The sequence below is a fragment of the Rhodocytophaga aerolata genome (genome assembly GCF_030503435.1).
In the GTDB taxonomy this organism is placed as follows: Bacteria; Bacteroidota; Bacteroidia; order Cytophagales; family 172606-1; genus Rhodocytophaga; species Rhodocytophaga aerolata.
Window position 1 is genome coordinate 1 of sequence record NZ_JAUKPO010000008.1, and the last position, 20,320, is coordinate 20,320.

At 42.5% G+C, this 20,320-nt stretch carries 14 protein-coding genes; 8 read left to right on the top strand and 6 right to left on the bottom strand.

Translation table 11 applies throughout. The features are described from left to right. Nucleotides 1-320 precede the first annotated feature (320 nt). The 5 genes from Q0590_RS15235 (at nt 321) to Q0590_RS15255 (ending at nt 6,452) form a co-directional block, all read left to right on the top strand. Complete coding sequence (locus tag Q0590_RS15235; RefSeq protein ID WP_302038426.1) at nt 321-1,106, top strand: class I SAM-dependent methyltransferase; 786 nt, start codon at nt 321-323, stop codon at nt 1,104-1,106. Between the two features lie 94 nt (nt 1,107-1,200). After that, entirely contained in the window at nt 1,201-1,947 is a 747-nt protein-coding gene (gene fabG / locus Q0590_RS15240) for a 3-oxoacyl-[acyl-carrier-protein] reductase (RefSeq protein WP_302038427.1), read from the top strand. Nucleotides 1,948-2,223: 276 nt separating this feature from the next. Continuing rightward, nucleotides 2,224-2,787, top strand: a complete 564-nt coding sequence (locus tag Q0590_RS15245; protein WP_302038428.1) for an NUDIX hydrolase — start codon at nt 2,224-2,226, stop codon at nt 2,785-2,787. A gap of 39 nt (nt 2,788-2,826) precedes the next feature. Next, complete coding sequence (locus Q0590_RS15250) at nt 2,827-4,908, top strand: vWA domain-containing protein (RefSeq protein ID WP_302038429.1); 2,082 nt, start codon at nt 2,827-2,829, stop codon at nt 4,906-4,908. A gap of 302 nt (nt 4,909-5,210) precedes the next feature. After that, nucleotides 5,211-6,452 carry an MFS transporter gene (locus tag Q0590_RS15255; protein WP_302038430.1) on the top strand — a complete coding sequence of 414 codons (1,242 nt, stop codon included), beginning with the start codon at nt 5,211-5,213 and terminating at the stop codon, nt 6,450-6,452. An 84-nt stretch (nt 6,453-6,536) separates the two neighbouring features. On the opposite strand, the gene gap is transcribed toward Q0590_RS15255, so the two are convergent. The 3 genes from gap to Q0590_RS15270 all read right to left on the bottom strand — a co-directional run bounded on the left by gap (nt 6,537) and on the right by Q0590_RS15270 (nt 9,420). Continuing rightward, nucleotides 6,537-7,544 carry a type I glyceraldehyde-3-phosphate dehydrogenase gene (gene gap / locus Q0590_RS15260; protein ID WP_302038431.1) on the bottom strand — a complete coding sequence of 336 codons (1,008 nt, stop codon included), beginning with the start codon at nt 7,542-7,544 and terminating at the stop codon, nt 6,537-6,539. Nucleotides 7,545-7,659: 115 nt separating this feature from the next. After that, complete coding sequence (locus Q0590_RS15265; protein ID WP_302038432.1) at nt 7,660-8,382, bottom strand: hypothetical protein; 723 nt, start codon at nt 8,380-8,382, stop codon at nt 7,660-7,662. 15 nt (nt 8,383-8,397) lie between these two features. Continuing rightward, nucleotides 8,398-9,420 (bottom strand): PorP/SprF family type IX secretion system membrane protein, encoded by a 1,023-nt coding sequence (locus tag Q0590_RS15270; RefSeq protein WP_302038433.1) that lies wholly within the window; start codon nt 9,418-9,420, stop codon nt 8,398-8,400. A gap of 514 nt (nt 9,421-9,934) precedes the next feature. On the opposite strand from Q0590_RS15270, the gene Q0590_RS15275 reads away from it, so the two are divergent. From Q0590_RS15275 to Q0590_RS15285, 3 genes are all read left to right on the top strand, one after another. After that, entirely contained in the window at nt 9,935-14,482 is a 4,548-nt protein-coding gene (locus tag Q0590_RS15275) for a PKD domain-containing protein (RefSeq protein ID WP_302038434.1), read from the top strand. Between the two features lie 169 nt (nt 14,483-14,651). After that, nucleotides 14,652-15,563, top strand: coding sequence for an ROK family protein (locus tag Q0590_RS15280; RefSeq protein ID WP_302038435.1), 912 nt, complete (start codon nt 14,652-14,654; stop codon nt 15,561-15,563). Nucleotides 15,564-15,912: 349 nt separating this feature from the next. Beyond that, complete coding sequence (locus tag Q0590_RS15285; protein WP_302038436.1) at nt 15,913-16,305, top strand: hypothetical protein; 393 nt, start codon at nt 15,913-15,915, stop codon at nt 16,303-16,305. A 98-nt stretch (nt 16,306-16,403) separates the two neighbouring features. On the opposite strand, the gene Q0590_RS15290 is transcribed toward Q0590_RS15285, so the two are convergent. The 3 genes from Q0590_RS15290 to mgtE all read right to left on the bottom strand — a co-directional run bounded on the left by Q0590_RS15290 (nt 16,404) and on the right by mgtE (nt 20,132). Continuing rightward, a complete protein-coding gene (locus Q0590_RS15290) occupies nt 16,404-17,477 on the bottom strand; it encodes a GRAS family protein (protein WP_302038437.1) in 1,074 nt (357 codons plus the stop codon). 302 nt (nt 17,478-17,779) lie between these two features. After that, on the bottom strand, nt 17,780-18,718 hold the full coding sequence (locus Q0590_RS15295; RefSeq protein WP_302038438.1) for a 2-hydroxyacid dehydrogenase: 939 nt from the start codon (nt 18,716-18,718) through the stop codon (nt 17,780-17,782). A 64-nt stretch (nt 18,719-18,782) separates the two neighbouring features. After that, complete coding sequence (gene mgtE / locus Q0590_RS15300) at nt 18,783-20,132, bottom strand: magnesium transporter (RefSeq protein ID WP_302038439.1); 1,350 nt, start codon at nt 20,130-20,132, stop codon at nt 18,783-18,785. Between the last annotated feature and the right edge of the window lie 188 nt (nt 20,133-20,320).

A 20,320-nucleotide genomic window follows, 5' to 3' on the forward strand; every position in this document is an offset into this window, starting at 1 on the left:
GTTAAGATAATTATTTTCGCTTAACTTACCGTCTAGTCAAAGGTAGCAGGTTCACAATGTATAAATGACATCCTGAGGCAGATACTATTCTAAGTTAGATTTTTTTATAATTGAATAATCATTGATTAGGGCAAATGAGTATTCTTTGCAGAGAACAATCATTTGTTGTAAGAAGTGCACTAATTGTAATAATTCAAAAATCTTCTCCGGAAAGAATAATTAGTAGACAAAAATTTTACTGTTGTAATACAATAATATATATTAATATTGCACAGAAGGCTAAAACTACTTTTATCTGCCTACTAATTTTCGATAAATTTATGTATGAAAAGGATTTATTAAGAACTATCCTAAATCAAATTGCCGTAGATGAAAACTTAGAATTTATTCATCTAATTAATGAAAAAATTCATCCAAAAGATGAAATGTATATTAAAGGAAAAGAAGATCACTACTTTAAGGTTGGGCTTTCAGCTATATCTTGTATAGAGAAAGCATTAATTGTATCAGGAGTAAAGAGAGAATCGATTAACAATATTTTAGACTTTCCTTGTGGTTATGGTAGAGTTATGCGGTTCTTAAGAGCTTATTTTCCTCAAGCTACAATTGCAGGCTCAGAGATTGATGAGAATTATTTAGAGTTTTGTCAAAAAGAATTTGCCTGCTTACCAATTCTTTCAAATACTGACTTCACAAGAATTAAATTTAATACTAAATATAATCTTATCTGGTGTGGATCTTTATTTACTCATCTTTCTAAAGATAAATTTATTAAGCTTTTGCAAGTTTTTACACATATCCTTGAATCAGATGGATTACTTGTGTTTACAAATCATGGCCGATTTAGTTTAACAGCTTTAAAAAATCGCTGGTATGGTATTGATAAAAAAAAGAGGAGAATCGTAGAATTTGGCTACAAGTTTTTAAATTATGGCTATACAGACTATGCGTTTTCTAAGAATTATGGATTATCATTAATAAAACCATCATGGATTATTAAACAACTTGAAAAAAGTACAAGCTTGAAAATAATTATGTATCTTGAAAAAGGTTGGGATAACCACCAAGATGTCATTGTATGCAAAAAAGAATCTGTAATGATGTAAACACAACTCTCTTAGCTTTTATTTACTAATATATATACGCAATGAAAATAATATGTTTTTGTTGCGTTTTGATTTTTAAGCGAAACAACATCACATGAATTTACTCAAAGGAAAAACAGCGTTAATTACCGGTGCATCCAAAGGAATAGGACGCTCCATAGCCAGAAGATACGCTGAAGAAGGAGCTAATGTAGCCTTTACGTATCTGTCGAGTGTAGAAAAAGGACAAGCACTAGAACAAGAACTGGCTGCGCTTGGCGTAAAAGCTAAAGGATACCGCTCTGATGCAGCCGACTACAAAGCCGCCGAAGAACTGGTAAATCAGGTAGTTAGCGACTTTGGCTCTCTGGAAATTGTGGTAAACAATGCCGGTATTACCAAAGATGGGTTACTGATGCGTATGTCGGAAGAGCAGTGGGATGCCGTAATTAATACCAATCTCAAGTCTGTGTTTAATGTAACCAAAGCCGCCACCAGGGTGTTAATGAAACAGAAAAATGGTTCTTTTATCAATATTACTTCTGTGGTAGGTTTACGGGGCAATGCCGGACAAGCAAACTATGCCGCTTCTAAAGCAGGAATTATTGGTTTTACTAAATCTGTGGCTTTAGAACTAGGTTCCAGAAATATCCGGGCTAATGCGATTGCTCCCGGATTTATAGAAACTGAAATGACTGGCGAACTGGATCAGAAAGTGGTAGATGAATGGAAACAGGGTATTCCGCTAAAAAGGGCTGGCAGTGCAGATGAAGTAGCAGATTGTGCTGTTTTTCTGGGATCAGACCTTTCTAAATACATTACCGGCCAGGTATTACAAGTAGATGGCGGCATGCTAACGTAAACTTAAGCTTAGTTAAGGCTTATTGAATAGACTATTATTCTAGAAGTAGGCTACAAAAGTAATTTACCTTTGGGAAGCAGAAAGATATACCATGTCTTTCTGCTTCTTCTGTTAGTTGAAGCTTATTACCTGAATACATGCCCGCAAAAGAAAATTAGAGGTAAATTTATAGCCAAACACTTTAGAAAACAGCTTATCATTCCTATATTGAATCCTGCCCTTTAGCAAAACAATCAAGTTTCCGATGGGTTAGTAGTTAACATTTCCTCTCTTAGTATGAAGCAACTGCAAAAGTGGCAAATTCTTAAATCAGCTCTGGTATTTGACCATAAATGGTATAAACTCCGACGGGACGAGGTGCGCCTGCCGAATGGAGCCCTCATAGATGATTATTTTGTAAGCGTGCGGGCCGAAGTAGCTATTGTATTTCCGGTAACGCAAGAAGGCGAAGTAATTATGGTGCGGCAGTACAAACACGGCGCACAGGAGATATTGCTGGAGTTTCCCGGAGGCGTGTTCAATTCAGACAGAGAGCCGGCAGAAGAAGCAGCCATGCGGGAATTACAAGAAGAGACCGGCTATACGTCTACCCAGATTACCAGATTATCTACGGTGTTCGATAATCCTACAAAAGATACCAACCGCATACATTTTTTTCTGGCTCAGAATGTTGAAAAACTATACGACCAGCACCTGGATAGCACGGAAGACATAGTGATAGAAAAAGTACGATTGGAACAAATTCCAGGAAAAATCAGTAGTGGAGAAATATGTGTGGCAGGTTCCATTGCCATCTCTTTTCTAGCCTTACAACATTTGCAACAGATCACAATCAAATAGCCGCTGTAGCGTTAGTAAATAATCTGAAATATGTGAGAAATGGATAAATTTCAAGTACTTATATCATCTTCGCCCTGGTTTATACTACTTTGTCTGGTGGTGGGGGCTGTTTATGCAGCGGCCTTATATCAGAAAAAACCTCTGTGGGGCCAAAATCTTAACTGGGCGCTGGCCGCCTGCCGGTTTATAGTGGTTAGTGTGCTTTGTTTTTTATTGCTGAGTCCGTTTGTGCGTCAGGTAAAAAACTCGTATGAAAAACCAACCATTGTACTGGCAGTAGACAATTCCCAATCAGTAGCCCTTACCAGCGACTCTGTGCAACTCAATAGCTTACTTACCAAACTGGAACGTATGCGTCAGGAGATGCAGGAAAAAAACGTAAATGTAGATGTTCAGTTACTGGATGAAAGTGAGGCTACCACTCTCCGAAGCGGTATTTTTCAGAACACCTCTACAAACCTGAGCCAGATGCTGAACAACATCAACAGCAATTACCAGAACCGGAATCTGGCTGGCGTAGTACTAGTATCGGATGGTATATACAATCAGGGTACTTCTCCGGAATATCAGCGGTATAACTTTCCTATTTATCCGGTAGCTTTAGGCGATACGGTTGCCAAAAAAGATATCAATCTAAAAGTATTGCATTATAATAAGATCACCTATTTGGAGAACAAATTCCCGGTAGTAGCAGAAATTCATAGTACCGGGTATTCGGGCAAACTGGCCACTGTGCTGCTCAAACAAAACGGCAAAGTGCTGGAAAAGAAAAGCATCTCTTTAAAAGGGGAAAATACTGTACAGGAAGTAACCTTTGTGCATGAAGCCAAAAACAAAGGAATGCAGCATTACGTGGTAGAGATAGATATGCTGGAAGGCGAATTTACCGGACAGAACAATGGCCGTGATGCTTATATAGATATTATTGACGGGAAAGAAAAAATCCTGCTTCTGGCTCTGGCTCCCCATCCGGATATAAAAGCCATTAAAAGTATTCTGGAAAAAAACGAAAACTACCAGCTGGACATTGTTGTTGCCGGCAACGGAACACCTAAGGAAACTAAATACGACTTAGTTATTTTGCATCAAATTCCAGATAACTATAATACCGGAACGGCTGTAGCCCGCAAATACCTGGAAGGCAATACCCCTATCTGGTATATTCTGGGAAATCAGAGCAATGTTAACCAGTACAACAGTGTAAATAACCTGGTAAAAATAGGCACACGTATGGGACAGACAGATCAGGTTACACCGGCTTTCAACAAGAACTTTACTATTTTCCGCTTTACCCCAGAACAAGCAACCTTACTACAAAAACTACCCCCGGTTTCGGTTCCTTTCGGTGAATATAAAGCCACTGCTAATACAGAAGTTATTCTTTACCAGAAAGTAGGAGCCTTAGTTACCAATAAACCATTGCTGGCTGTAAATACCGATAAAACTAAAAAATCGGCTGTAATGGCGGGCGAAGGCTTATGGGAATGGTGGCTGGAAGAATACAACCTTACAGAAAAACACGAAGCCGTAGACGATCTGGTGAATAAGCTGGTGCAATACCTGTCTGCGAAAGAAGATAAACGAAAACTACGCGTTTACCCCATTGCCGATGAATTTCTGGCTACCGAGAAAGTAGTATTTGAAGCAGAAACCTACAATGATATCTATGAGCGGATTTATGATATTCCTATCCGGCTGCAAATCACCGATGAAGCAAACAAGGTGAATAATTATTCCTTCACCAATTCGGAAAGCAACTCCCGTTTTGAAGTCAGTAGCTTGAGTAAAGGCATATATACCTACAAAGCTACGGCACAGGTACAAGGTAAATCAGAAACGGTTACTGGTGAATTCCGGGTAAAAGATCTGCAACTGGAAGCCCTGACCACTACCGCCGACCATAACTTGCTGCGCAAGCTGGCAGAAGCCACAAACGGCAAATTCTATCTACCAACAGAAGTAGATCAGTTAACCGCCTCTCTGACTCAGAATCCACCGCCAGACGTAATTCAGACCAGCGAAGAACTACTGGAGCTTATTCACCTGAAATGGTTGTTTTTCCTGTTGCTGGCACTGTTAACCCTTGAGTGGGGCACACGCAAATATCAGGGAGCTTACTAGCACAACATACTGCTTTATATAAGCAACATCTGGTAGAAAATATTACAGAAAAGCATTAAGCCTGTCACGCCTTAGTGCTTTTTTTATTTATCCATGAAAATGTAGGATAAGATATAGAATCTGTCTGGAGAGTGAACATCCATCTGGACAGAACTGTTGCCTTATATATTCCAAATTCGTAACACAACTACCTATTACCTCTATTGTTCATGTGTCTCATAGTATAGCCCTATCACGTTTGTACCTCCGGGCAATAGCGGCTGTATGTTGAGTAAATGGAACACAAACCACCCTACACGTATATGAAAAACAAAGAACGCATTATTCTGTTGATACTAGCCTGTATCAACTTTACCCATATCATCGATTTTATGATCATGATGCCACTGGGGACGTATCTGATGCCTTTATTTAAAATTAATCCGCAACAGTTCAGCTTCATTGTATCTGCGTATACATTCAGCGCCGGAATTAGTGGTTTTGTTGCCGCCTTTTTTGTAGATAAATTCGATCGTAAGAGTGTACTCTTACTGGGCTATATTGGTTTTATTGCCGGAACGTTTGCCTGTGCTTTTGCTCCTACCTATGAATTGCTGGTGGCTGCGCGTATTTTCGCCGGTAGTTTTGGCGGATTAATTGGCGCACAGGTATTATCTATTGTAGGCGATATTATTCCATTCGAAAGGCGGGGTACAGCTATGGGAACACTGATGGCTGCGTTCTCTGTAGCTTCTGTAGTAGGCGTTCCGGTAGGATTGTTTCTGGCTGCGGAAATCAGCTGGCATGCTCCTTTTATTGCTGTAGGCTTAATTGGCCTGGTAGTTATTCCCCTGGTGTACTTTTATATTCCTACCATGACCGGGCACATTCAGAAATTGTCTTATAAACCAAGCCCGTTTGCTGTTATTACTAACATAGTAAACGATGCTAACCAGCAAAGAGGCCTTTTGCTGATGATTATTCTGCAACTGGGGCATTTTTCTATCATCCCGTTTATCGCGCCGTATATGGTGTCCAATGTTGGCTTTACCGAACATCAGGTTACGTATATTTACCTGGTAGGGGGTGCATTAACATTCTTTACCTCACCATTAGTGGGTAAACTGGCAGATAAATACGGAAAATTTATTGTACTCAGTATATTTATTGTACTCTCTGCCGGGCCGGTTTTTCTAATAACACATATGCCCCCTATTCCTTATTATTATGTATTAGTGGTTACTGCCTTTTTCTTCATTTTCTCTGGTGGGCGGATGATTCCGGCTCAGGCGATGATTACAGCCGTAGTAACCCCACAACAGCGGGGCGGATTTATGAGTATAAACTCCTCTGTACAGCAGCTAGCTTCCGGAGCCGCTGCCATGCTGGCTGGGGCTATTGTAACCACCAATGAAGCCGGGCAATTACAGAACTATAATTATGTGGGTATTGTCGGTATTATCATCAGCTTATTCAGCATTGTTATTGCCAAAAAGTTAAAAACGGTTAATCCTGCATCAGAGGTACCACCACAGCCAGTGGAAGCGAAAGTAACGGCTGAGTAAGCTACTGTTTCTTATGGCAGATTATATAAATAAAAAAACGCCTTAGAGGCGTTTTTTTATTTATTAGAATGTATTGAGCTTGTATTAAGCTGTCACTTTGCTAGCAATCCGCTCGATAAGGTCAGCTGTACGGGCAGAGTAGCCAGATTCATTGTCGTACCAGCCTACCACTTTCACCAAAGTACCATTCACAGCAGTCAGTTCAGCATCGAAAATACAGGAATGCGGATTACCTACAATGTCCGTAGACACAATTGGATCTTCCATATATTCCAGAATACCTTTCATCTCATTGAGGGCTGCTTTTTTCATGGCTGCATTAATTTCGTCAGCAGATACTTCTCTTTTCAGAATAGCTGTTAAATCTGTTAATGAACCAGTTGGCACTGGTACACGCATAGCCGTTCCATCTAGTTTTCCTTTCAGGTGAGGCAATACCAGACCTACAGCTTTTGCTGCACCAGTAGAAGTAGGCACAATAGAAAGAGCGGCAGCTCTGGCGCGTCTCAAATCTTTGTGTGGCGCATCTTGCAGGTTTTGGTCAGCTGTATATGCGTGAATAGTAGTGATGTATCCTTTTTCTATACCGAAATTATCGTCCAGTACTTTGGCCATAGGAGCCAGGCAGTTGGTGGTACAAGAGGCGTTGGAAAGGATAGTTTCGTTGCCTGTCAAGGTATTTTCATTTACACCCAACACAACAGTGGCTATATTTCCTTTGGCCGGCGCAGAAATAACTACTTTCTTAGCACCTGCAGTCAGGTGGCCGCCAGCGCCTGCTTCATCTACAAATCTACCGGTAGACTCCAGAACCACATCTATACCTAGTTTGCCCCATGGAAGGTTTTTAGGATCTTTTTCTGCAAAAGCAGCAATCTTGCGGCCATTCACTGTAATACTTTCTGCATCAGAGCTTACCTGACCATTGAATTTGCCATGTATAGAATCATATTTAAACAGGTGTGCCAAAGTAGCATTGTCTGTTAAGTCATTAATGGCTACCACCTCTACATTTTCTTTGCTTAGGAGTGCACGGAGTGTAAGCCTGCCTATACGGCCAAATCCATTGATAGCAACTTTAATCTTTGCCATAATTGATAAACGTTAGTTTGTGAAACAATCTTCTGACCGCAATATTACAATCATTACTTACCAAAATCAAGCAATTAAGACTTTACTCATCTGAGTTTTTTTATAATAGGATAAGTCAATAATTTTCTTTGATAAGTGCTTCAATCTCAGTTGGCGACAAGTAGTAATCGCTGCCCAGGTTCGTTTCATCGTATTTCATTACCTGGCGTGCATACTGGGAATAGTGCAGCAATTGCCAGCCCAGCCCATGAAACAAGGCACGCCGGTCAGTATTTTTTTCAAAAGCAGCTCTGAAATCAGGAAAAGGATAATTCAGGGCAATAAGCAACATCTGGGCAACATTCTTATCTAAATAATACGCTGTATGTGCCAGTTCATGCCCGATAATGCCTATTTGGGCATTAAAAGGTATGCGGTGCAGAAGTATAGGTTCCAGTTCGTCAATAGACTTTGTACTAATGATGACGTTGTATTGCCATGTATCTTTCGCTCCCAGCATACTGGCAGGCTCGGGCCGGGAAGCTAGGGGCAAAAAGGCTTCTTCTTCATAAAAATTAATAAAAACCTCTTTTAACTCAGGATAATGAGATAAAGCCAGTAGTGTCTGTAGTTCATATTTTTTTAACAGGCGTTTATTCCGGCCATAGAGTTGCTTCAAACTATCCAGGTTATACAATATGTCAGCCTTGTATTCTTCTACAATACCTGTAACAGAGGCAGGTGTTGGTTCCGGCGGCACCAAATGTTTTCCTGCCAGATAAATAATGGCTACGATAACGGCTAGTATACCAAATAACCATAAAAACCGGTAAAGTCCATGCTTTCGGTAGTAGTCCATCTCACGCCTGCTCTATCAGAACTTAGGACAGGGAATACGTTTAGCAAAGCGGCTGCGGGGTTGCGGGCTGTTGAAGATATAACTTAACGAAAGTTCATGCGCCCCCCCACTGGCAGGCCCCAGATTAGAAATAGTTAAATCGTAGCTATAGCCCACAGACAAACTTTCATACTTAAACCCGAATAAAAAGATAACGGCATCGCTGTTATTCAAGCCTGGTTCATATTGTTTGATGGGCAAGCCCCGGTACCATAAGCCGAACACTAATGGATCATAGGTAGCATACAACCCGACATCCAGCTGATCGAATTTGCCCTGCATTTTGTAGAGAATTGCTGGTGTAATGCTGCGTTCGGGAGCATCTACATTTTGCGCCAGACCATTAGCAGTAGAGGCATCCAGCGGAATTTTATAACCGGCATGAAAAGTTGTTTTCATAGGCAGGCGGCTTACATCTCCGGTTAGCGACTGGTTAGGCCGGTTCATGTGATGGGCCGATACGCCTACATAAAACCGTTCGGTATAAAGCAAACCTCCGGAAGAGAAATCCAGGTAAGACCGGTACTCTCCGGCAAAAGGCTCTGCTGTACCCTGCCCAGGGATAGGCCCTAAATTATTTAACTGGTCCCCAAACGTAAGATTAAAGAAATTAGCATCCCGCAGTACATACGATAGCTGAAACCCTGGCTGAAAGAATAAATTTTCTGATAGTTGCAGCCGGTACGAATACTGGGCACCAATATCTGTAGACCGTACCCCTCCTACCCCTTGCCGATCGTGGGTAACCAGCAAACCTACGCCACTGTTCACTTTAGGGAAGTAATAATCAAAGGAAGCCGCATAGGTGACAAAGCTGGCGTCAATGTTGGGCCACTGGTTCCGGTAGTTCACCACGGCTCTGGGTGCCAGGGCTGAGCCGGCAAACGATGGACTTAAATATAACGGGGCTGCATAAAACTGCGAGAACTGTGGATCTTGTGCAAGGGCAGTAAGAGCAGTGGCAAACAGGCAAAATAGCGTAAAGATATACTTCCTCATGTACGGTGTCTTAAGGGTACTATTTTATCAAAAGATCAATAAATAAATTGTTTGGTCAGTAGAATAAGCCGGCAAAATAATCTCTACAAGCCCAGTATTCAAAGTTATAAAATTACTTTTCAATCAACCGGGTTAAATTTATAAAAAAATAGCCATTCTGCTGTATGGTATTTTCTACCTCAACGTTGAATAAGTACAAATCCATATCCTGAAATAATAATATTTAACTACCTATTTATACTATTTGCCCAGGTATAGTTTCACCTGGAATGTAACCAGGATGCCTCTGGCTGCATGAAGCTAGAAGCTAACGTACAGATTACTTAATACACCCGGATAAGTACAGCTGATAAATATTCCGGCTAACTTACTTTCCGATACGCAATAAGTATACTATTATTACTTCTGACAAACAGCTCTCTTCGGTAAGCGGAATGAGCACAATCCAAACGGGAATCAGTTTTTAAACAATATATATAATTTTTAATTATTTTAGTGCAAATATCTTTACACAATGCTCAAACCAGTATACCGAGTACCCTGCTGTTTATTGATTTTTTTATTGCTCAGTTTAGTTCATTTTCAGATACAAGCACAATGTGTAACTCCCACAACTGCCGGGCCTTTCTGCGCTGGCGGAAACTGCGATACCGATGCGCCCACCTTCCAATATAACGGAAGTACTCCTCCTGGTACCAGCGTAGTATACAAATGGGATTTTGGCGATCAAAACGTTACTACGGATACACTTACGACCACTACCAACACTGCTACGTATGCCTATCAGCAACCTGGCAGTTATACGGTAACTGTAAAGGTATTTATAAATGGAGTTGAGCAGCCGGAAGTTTGTGCCAGCACTCCGGTAACAGTAAATGGCATTAATCAATTTACCATTGGTCCAGTAGATGAAAATCTAGGCCCCCAGGAAGAAGAATTTTGTATAGATGCAGATTTTCCAGATTTAGTTCCTGAATTTCAAGGTGGTGCTGAGCCAGCAAATGCTACCTATACCTGGACAGGGCCTGGTGTAACAGATGCTACCCGTAATAATCGTTCCATTAGCTTTACTGAAGAGGGTTGTTATTCGCTAACCATTACCGACCAGACTACAGGTTGTACCAGAACAAATAAATTAGATGTACGCCTCTACAAACCAGACCCAACCCAGCCGCCGCCTCCGCAAGACCAGGCCCGGTGGATATTTGGAACGAATGTAGAAATTCGCTTTACTGGGGGTCAACCCAATGTAACAAATGAACTTCCGGCTAATGCACCACAAGGAAGCTCTTCTGTATTAGATAGTGAAGGAGAATTGCTGTTTTATACAGATGGTACTACTGTATATAACTCCACTGGTGCGCCGATGCTGGATATTAATAATATTCCGGTTACCGGAGCAGATGGATTAACTGGAAGCCCTACCGCTTCTCAGGGAGTTACCATTGTGGCACAGCCCGGCTGCGATAATTGCCAGACTATCTATTATATATTCACTACTACAGAGGTAGCCCCCTCTGGTTCACAGGTATTTTACAGTGTGGTAGATATGTCGCTAAACAATAACCTAGGCACCGTTATTCAGAAAAATGTACCTATGTCTCCTGGTATTCCTTCTACAGAGCGGGTTATTTCTGTACAGGGCAACCCTACCGACCCCAATGCAACGGCTACTACCTGGATTGTTACGCATGATTTTACAACAGCTACTTTCCGGGTATATCCTCTTACTGCACAAGGTGTAGGTGCGCCAGTTACCTATACTGTAGGCACTGCACACGGACCAGAACCCGCACAAGGTGAAGGCTATATGAAAGTTTCGCCAGATGGCAGTAAGCTAGCAGTAGTGATTCCTGGGTCAAATGGAGTAAATAATAAGGTGGAAATTTTTGATTTTGATACAGCAACCGGTGAAGTGTCTAACCCAGTAACTATGGATCTGGGTCCTGCGCCACCTACCGCTTACGGCCTGGAATTTGCCGGCCAGGAACTATTTGTTTCGTTGACAGGAGATGGATCGGCCCAGTCGCAGCTTTACCGTTACAACCTGGCTAGCAGCGATTCCCTGTTAATTGCCCAAAGCAAAGATACCATTGCTTCATCTACAGACCCTTTTGGAGCCCTACAAATCGGCCCGGACCAGGTAATTTATCTGGCTATTGAAGGCAGCGGCTTTCTGGGCACCATAAATAATGCAACAGATCCTGACCCTGCCAATGTTGATTTCCAGATAGAAGGATTAAGCCTGAATGGCGGAACCAGTGGATTAGGCTTACCCAACAATTCTCCTTCCTCAGGGAACTCCTACGGCCAGAGTCTTTCCTTCGACGGACCGAGTTGTGCCGAAATAGGAGAAATTGTACAATATATCTTTACCGCTCAGCCTGACCGGGCCGGCGGCGATCCGGAAAAATCGTCCTATCAATGGACTATTACCAACCTGACAACAGGCGCTATTGTAAGAAGTGTAGCCAGAGGCGCAAATGGGCAGAATGCTACGCTTACCGTAGACATGCCTGGCCCAGGAGACTACCGCGCAGAGTTAACAATATTCAATGATTGTAATGAAGATGAAGGAGGTGAAGCGGTAGAACCACAAGACTTTACTATTTTCCAGAGCCCGCCCCCTGTACAATTAGGACCAGACAAAACCGTGTGTACTGGCACCACAGTTACCTTAGATGCTTATATTAATGGAAGCGGCCCAGCCGGAGCGCAATATTTCTGGACGAGCCCGGATGGGACCACTGTGCAAGGCGGAGAAACCTTTACTGCTACGCTGGGTGGGGCTTATACAGCCATTGTGCTTGTAGGGCAATGTGTGGAGACAGGTACTGTAAATGTTATTTTAACTGGCCCTCCAGCTAATTTCCTGGGTAATGATGTTACCTTATGCGAGCCAACCAGCCTGGTACTGGATGCTGGTGTAGCTCCATCCGGAAATGTACGCTTTGAATGGCGGAATGTAACTACAAATCAGGTAATCGGCACTTCACAAACCATTACGGTTACCCCTACCACTACTACTACATACCGGGCTACGGTTACTAATCTGGCTGCCAATCCAGCTTGTACAGTTACCGATGATATTACCGTTACCGTGTCTGAACCTTTCACCGTTACAGCCACCTCTGCCCCTGCTTCCGGCTGCGTGGGGAACCCTATAGCAGCTGATGGTAGCATAACCTTAACCGTGCCAGCAGGTACCTTTACCTACCTTTGGACAAAGAATGGTGCACAAGTAGGGACAACGAAAGATTTAACTGGACTTGAGCCGGGCATTTACCAGGTAGTAGTAACTAATACGGCTACAGGTTGCACCGCTACGCTAAGTAAAGAAGTAAACTCCATCCAATCTACCATAATCTTAGGAGATCCGGCGGTACAAAATGCCGTATGCTCGACAAACAATGGCTCTATTACCATCAATGTTACCAGTGGCACACCTACAAATTTTATCTGGCGGGATGCAGCTAATGCTATTGTACAAAATGGCCCTTCTAATGTACTTGTTGCTCCTGCGGGCACCTATAGTGTAGAAGTAGAAGCACTAGCCGGATGCCAGGCATTTCAGTCAGCTACTATTGAGCCTGCGCCAAACAGCCCGGTAGCCAATCCTAGAGCGGTAGTTACCAGTTGTGGGCAAGTAACGTTATTCCCAGGGGCCAGTGGCGATTTTATTTATCAGTGGAAAAATGACTCTGGTGACATTGCAACCGATGCAACTACTGGCACCGCGATTGCTACTACCACAGGGCTTTATACGTTGAGTATTGCACAAAGAGCAAATCCAGATTGTTCTTCAGATTTTAGTATCCAGGTAACGGTTACCCCTGCTCCGCCGGCAATTACCGTAGCAACACCGGCACCTGTTTGCCAGGGCCAACCGGTAACTCTGAATGCTACCTCTCCCAACTGGACAATCTATACCTGGACATTACCAGACAATACGACGTTCAGTGGACCAGTGTTGAATGCAACTATAGGTGGCACATACCGGCTTACAGTCCGGAATGCAACAGGTTGCGAAAGTACAACGACCGTAAATGTTACCATTACCCCTACTCCTGCCAGACCTACCATAGCCAATCCGGCACCGGTTATTTGTTCAGGGGCAGGTATTCCTCCTTTTACAATCAGCAATCCAACTAATAATACGTATATCTGGTACGACAATGCTAATCTCACCAGTGAAGTAGGCCGGGGAACCTCATTCAGCCCAAATCTGACAAGTACTGCCGTACCAGGAGTCTATGCGTTCTATGTCGTACAAACTGCCGGAACCTGCCGCAGCGAAGCAGCAGAAGCCAGGCTAACCATTAACCGTTCACCTGTTGTGAATTTAGGCGCTGACCGCAGTATTTGCATAGATGATGCCGCTGTATTGGATGCAACCAACCAGGGGGATGGCGTAACCTACCGGTGGTCTACAACGGAGACTACGCCAACCATCCGCCCGACACGTTCTGGAACGTATTCAGTAACCGTTACTATTGGCAATTGCTCGGTAACCGATGAGGTAGCTATAACTATCCTGCCTGCCATCAGAACCAATGTAGTAACCAGAGAAGTAGCTGTTTGTACCAGCGACCGGCCAGTAAGACCTATAAATCTGGATGCCGGCCCAGGCGACTTCACCTATTTCTGGCCACAGCTCAACAGCCGCGAGCGGATTGTAGAAGTTACACAGCCCGGTGTTTATGATGTTGTACTGACGAATCCGGGAGGCTGCACCAAAACAGAACAAATTACAGTGTTAGACAGATGCGATGCCCGGGTATTCGTTCCGGATGCCTTTACTCCAGATGCAAGCGGCTTAAATGATGTATTAGAGATAAAAGGCGACTACATTACCGATTCCAGAATTGAAATTTACAACCGCTGGGGCGAGGTGGTATTTGCTGCAGAAGGTATCTTGGAAGATGGCAGTTTCTGGGATGGTACCTATCTGGGGCAACCGGCGCCTGTAGGCACGTATGCCTGGAAAATCACCTACCGCAGCCGCGACTATCCGGACCGTGAGCCTGTCGTAATGCGGGGTGGTGTATTATTGATTAGATAACTCTTGGTATTTTTCACACATATTTTATCTTTGAAGGCTATAGGTTATTCTATAGCCTTCTTCATGTAATACATAAAAGAAGGATGCCTTGGGAAAAGACTTCCGTGTGAATAGTTAACTCTTAGCAACAGATTTACAACCAGGCAAATAGTAATTTTGCATTGTACGTATGGAAAAAGCACTTTGGGGAATAGATTTAGGGGGCACCAAAATAGAAGGTGTCGTTATTCAATCGAAAAGCCATCCACAGGTAATTAGTCGCATGCGTATACCTACTGAATCTGAGAAGGGGTATGGGCATATTATCGGGCAAATAAAAAAGTTACTCGATCTGCTGAAAAACGACTCAGGGCTGACTCCTGAGAAAATAGGTTTTGGCACTCCTGGCACGCTTGATCCGATTACTCAAAAAATCAAAAACAGCAATACGGTCTGCCTCAATGGGATGCCTTTTCAGCAAGATCTGGAGCATACCTTGGGAATACCCGTTGTACTAGCCAATGATGCCAATTGCTTTGTACTGGCAGAAACGCAGATGGGAGTAATCAGAGATGTATTTCCGCAAGCAACTGTCGTGTTTGGCGTCATCATGGGCACCGGTGTGGGAGGTGGCATTGTCATACATGGGCAGATTATTGGAGGCAGGCAGGGCATTGGAGGAGAATGGGGACATAACTTCCTGGACGAATCTGGTGGCAAGTGTTATTGCGGCAAAACCGGATGTGTAGAAACGGTAATAGCAGGTTCTTCCCTGGAAAAATATTACCAGACGCTTAGTGGCACACGTCTCCGGCTGCCCGAGATTGTAACGCGTTACCAGGAGCAAAGCGATGCCTATGCAAAAGATACGATTCAACGGCTGCTCACAAAGTTCGGACAAGCTATTTCAGTAGTCATTAATATCCTCGACCCGGATGTGGTGGTACTGGGTGGCGGCGTAGGAAACATTGATATTCTCTACAGAGAAGGTGTTGAAGAAGTGAAAAAGCATGTGTTTAACAACCGGCTGGATACGATCTTTCTTAAACCTAAACTAGGCGATAGTGCTGGAGTCTTCGGAGCAGCTATGCTTACAGGCTAAGCAATCAGGATTCTTATTTAGTCAGATGCTTGCACCCAAATTATTGCATGAATGATGCTGCTTTTTTGTAACGCGTAATATTTAGCAGATAACTCTATACTTTGCTGCTATTTTTTAGGCAGATGTTGGGAAAATAGAAAATAACTTGCGTTAGTGGTGTAACGGGCATTGATTTTTTATTTTTTAGTGCTTAGGTATTTTTTGTTTTATTCAATATTTATTTATTTAATTACATCAAAATTCAATAAAACTAGTCTGATTAAGGATTTTACTGTAATTTCGTATATATTCAAACATTATTTACCAGCTAAGTTTTATTCTAGTATTCAGGTTATTAACTTATTAATCCATGATTTTGTATCAAAAACCCTATGTAACCCTTGAGCTTGACGAAAAAGCACAGTGCTTAATTCAAAACTGGAAAGGCTTTGCTACTTCTGAACAGTTTAGAGAAGCTATAAACCAATCGGTAAAGTTTTTCGAGGAAAAAAAGAATTTAAATAAGATTATCAGCAATACCAAAGATTTTGCGGTAGTGAAGAAGGAAGATACTGACTGGGTAGCAAGCCATGCCAATCCGGTGCTGATAAAAAACGGACTAAAGTTTATGGCTTTCGTTCTTCCTACGAATGTTTTTACACAGGTATCCGTTAATAATTTCAAAAGCAAAGCAGACGATGTTCTCCAGATTCAGTATTTTGACGATCTGGAAAAAGCCAAACAATGGATTAGCAGTCTGTAACAGATCAAGGGTAGTCATAGAGTAAAAATATAAAGTCTTCTTTCAGCCTGATAAGCTAAAAGAAGACTTTTCCTATTTATCCTTCATTTGTAACAAGCCTATACCTGGCGGCTTGCCATCATAATGGCTACCATAGGCGTGCCTTCAAATTCCGTGGTGACAAACCGGTTGTCTTTCTCATAGATAATATTCATGGTTGGATGATCCAGACTTTTGGCAAACTTATGGAGGTTAAAGCCTGCCTTTATTAAACGTTCCGCCCATATGTCCGCCTTTTCATGTTTCTCCGTCCGTTTGTCTTCCTGATTACCCAGAATATCATTTATTTCCCTTCCAAAGAATTTGTATTTAATGGCTCTGGCCTCCCGTTCTTCCAACTTTTGTTTATCTACCAGTTTAAAGATAGTACCAAACAGGTTATAACAGTTTACCAGGCGTTCAGCTAATACCGGAGAGTAATGGTTTACATCCGGCTCTATCAGCAGGAACAAATACGGGTCACAGGAGGCAATTTTTGTCAAAACATTGTTTCTATCGGCTACCGTAGGTAAATGATGTAACGTAAAAGCTGAAACAGCGCCAAGTAATTCTGTTCCATGGTTTTTTATGCTACTCCATATATGTTGATCTAGTTTTTCGGCAAACCCGCAGATCGGAATATACTCCAGTACGGTAGTCATCGGGAACAAATCCTGCGCTGCTTTTTTAATATGCCTACCGGCTTCTTCCAGCGACTCTTTATCTATATCAATTCCAATTATTTTTATATAGTCTGGCTTTCTGTTGTAGCTGGAGGCTAGCTGCTGAAGCATTTTTACTTCCAGATGGCCTTTTCCGATTCCCACATTTAAGTGTGTAAAGGAAGGCACCCCGGTATCATATAAGTTTTTCATAATTTCCAGGGCTGTCTGGCTGAGGGCCTGTACAGGTGGAACAGCTTTCAGGACCAGGTCGAAAACATTTATTTGCTTATCTTCCTTACCCTGATCTCTCAAATACAGCGGAGTTGCCTGCGTATTGCGCTCCCGCAATGATTGCTTGCAAAGCTTAGAAATATCGTCCAGAGGCTCGATATTATCCAGCAGCGAATGGGCTTCTTCCGTCTGATTGTTTGCGATTAAATAGCTAGCCTGAATAAGAACATCCAGGTAATTGGGGTCATTTTTTTTCATTCTGAAGTTACAGTTTATGTAAATCTGTGTTCTTCAATATACCATATTAGCCCTTGCATGATTATAGCTAACTTGGAGAATACTTACTTGTAAGATATATCTTGCATTTATGTAATATAAGTGAGTATACTTTATACTGGTCTGGGCTGAGGACAGCAAAAACCAGCCTCGTTCCACTAAAAAACAAGCTACTACTAATGCGTTTTACACCCTTTTACCTAAGTACCTGATTTATTTTTAATCAGCTGATTCATTGACTGATAGAGGTCCTTTTGAAACACTTTGTAAGGGAGATGTATGTTTTAGGATTGATTAATGAAACGGGCTATTTTTTCCACTAAAACTTCATTAATCCTGACATAGGATTCATGCGTCCAGCCTGCTACATGTGGCGAAAAAATGACATTTTGTACACCGCTTAAAAAAGAAAATGCTTGTTCTTGTACGTCAGTTAAGGTCTGTAATTTCTCGTTTTCCAGCACATCCAGACAGGCTCCACGTACTTTTCCCGCTTCAACAGCTTTGGCCAAGTCAGGTAAAGAGATGATCTCTCCACGGGCAGTATTGATAATAAAAATGTTCTTCCTGAAACGGTTGATGAATTCAGTATTGACTAGTTTAAGGGTTTCAGGCGTTAACGGAATATGTAAGCTCAACACATCTGCCTGCTCAAATATCTGTTCCATGGTAGCTTCCTGCGCATAGGAGTTTGTATAGGTACTCAGGTATTTATCATAAGCCAATACCCGGCAATTAAAACCACTCAGCCTCCGGGCGAAGGCATTACCTGTGTTTCCATAGCCAATAATGGCTACTGTTCTACCACCTAATTCTATACCCCGGTTAGCTTCCCGTTTCCAATTCTTCGCACGTACTTCTTTGTCTGCCTGGAGAATATTATTGAATAAACATAAAAGCATAGTAAGGGCATGTTCACCCACGGCGTCACGGTTGCCTTCCGGTGCGTTAAAAACCTGAATGTTGCGTTTCTCAATTGCTTCTAAATCCATCTGATCCAGGCCTGCACCTGCTCTACCAATAAATTTCAGGTTGGTGGCCCTGGAGAGTATTTCCTCATCTATTACGGTTTTGCTGCGGATAATAATACCATCATAGGGAGCAATATTCTCCAGAATATCTTTCCGTACGAAAGCAGGTTTGTAATCGGCTTGTATGCCTTTTGCCGAAAGCATGGGAAGCAAAGAAGGGTGCATTTCGTCTACCACCAGAATATGTGTCATAGCAAAAAAATTATGTTCAGCGTTTAAGGGTATCTATTTAGAAAGAATAGGCAGGTATTTAGTTTTACAATAACATTCGGGCAGTCATAAAGTACACGGCAATTCCCAGTATATCATTAGCTGTTGTAATAAAGGGACCAGTAGCCACTGCCGGATTTACCCCAAATTTATCTAAAATAAGGGGAGTGACCGTACCGGTAAAGGATGCCACTAACACTACAGAAATTAAAGCAATAGAAACCACAATAGCCAGCTTGAACTCTGTACGGAGCAGTAACATATTGAATGCAAACACGATCAGGCTTAACACTAACCCATTCAGAATACCAATTAATAAGACTCTGGCCAAGCGTTGCAGGGTATTGGTTTCAATAACCGACTTATTAGCCAGGCTCTGCAGAATAACCGATGACGATTGAATACCTACATTTCCGCCGGTTCCCTGGATAAGTGTTGTAAAAAAAGCAAGTGCCGGTACTACTGCTATTTCATTTTCAAAAAAACCCATAAACCTGGCTGCCAGCAAACCGCCAGCCATGCCAATCATTAGCCAGGGCAACCTGGCTTTTAAAGAAGCAAACACGGTATCGTCGTCTTCAGCATCGCCCGTAAGACCGGTCATCGCCTGACGATCCAGATCGGCCTGCTCCCGGATTACATCCACAATGTCATCGATGGTGATACGGCCCAGCAATTTTCCGCGGACATTCACTACCGGAATGGATTCCAGATCGTAGCGTTCCATAATCTCTGCTACTTCTTCGGCTGACTGGTGCGATTCTACAGAAATTACATCATCATCATAAATATCGGCTACCCGCGTATTGGCTTTATACAACACTAGTTTTTTCAGCGACACTCTACCTTTAAGAATTCCCTGGTCGTCTACTACATATACGGAGTTCACTTTTTCTACTTTCTGCGCTTGCCGCCTGATCTCATCTACACACTGCACAACCGACCAGTTAATATTACATTTCACCAGCTCTTTAGCCATCAGACCGCCCGCCGTATCTTCCTCGTAATGCAACAGATCTATAATATATCTGGCTTTTTCCCGGTTTTGCAGCAGGGCTATCACCTCTTCGCGTACCTTACCTGGTTGTTCGTTAAGAATATCAGCCGCATCATCCGAATCTATATAGTTAATCAGTTCGGCTAACTCTGCTGTGTCAAACAGTTTGAGGAAATCTACCCGCCGGTAGGGGTCCAGATTACTGATAATCTCTGCACTTTCTTCTTTATCCAGGAGATCTATAATGTATTTGGCTGGCTTATCTTCCAGTTCATACAATATATTTGAAATGTCGGCCGGATATAAATCTTCCAGACTTTGCCTGACAAAAGAGTCATTTCGTGCTTCTATCGCTTCCTCTACGTCATCAAGGAATTCTCTGGTAAGTTCAAATGCCATACTTTTCAGGTTAGCAGGCCGGCGGTAATGCCAGCTCGTGAGTATTTTATTACAAACAGCCGAGAGATAGCTGCCTGAAATTTTCGCCTGCAAAATTGCTTATCTTTTCGTAAGAATCCTAACAGGTAAGCTGCCCAACAGGATTATTTTACGCCTGCTGATGGCCGTGGAAAGGGAATATAAAAGCC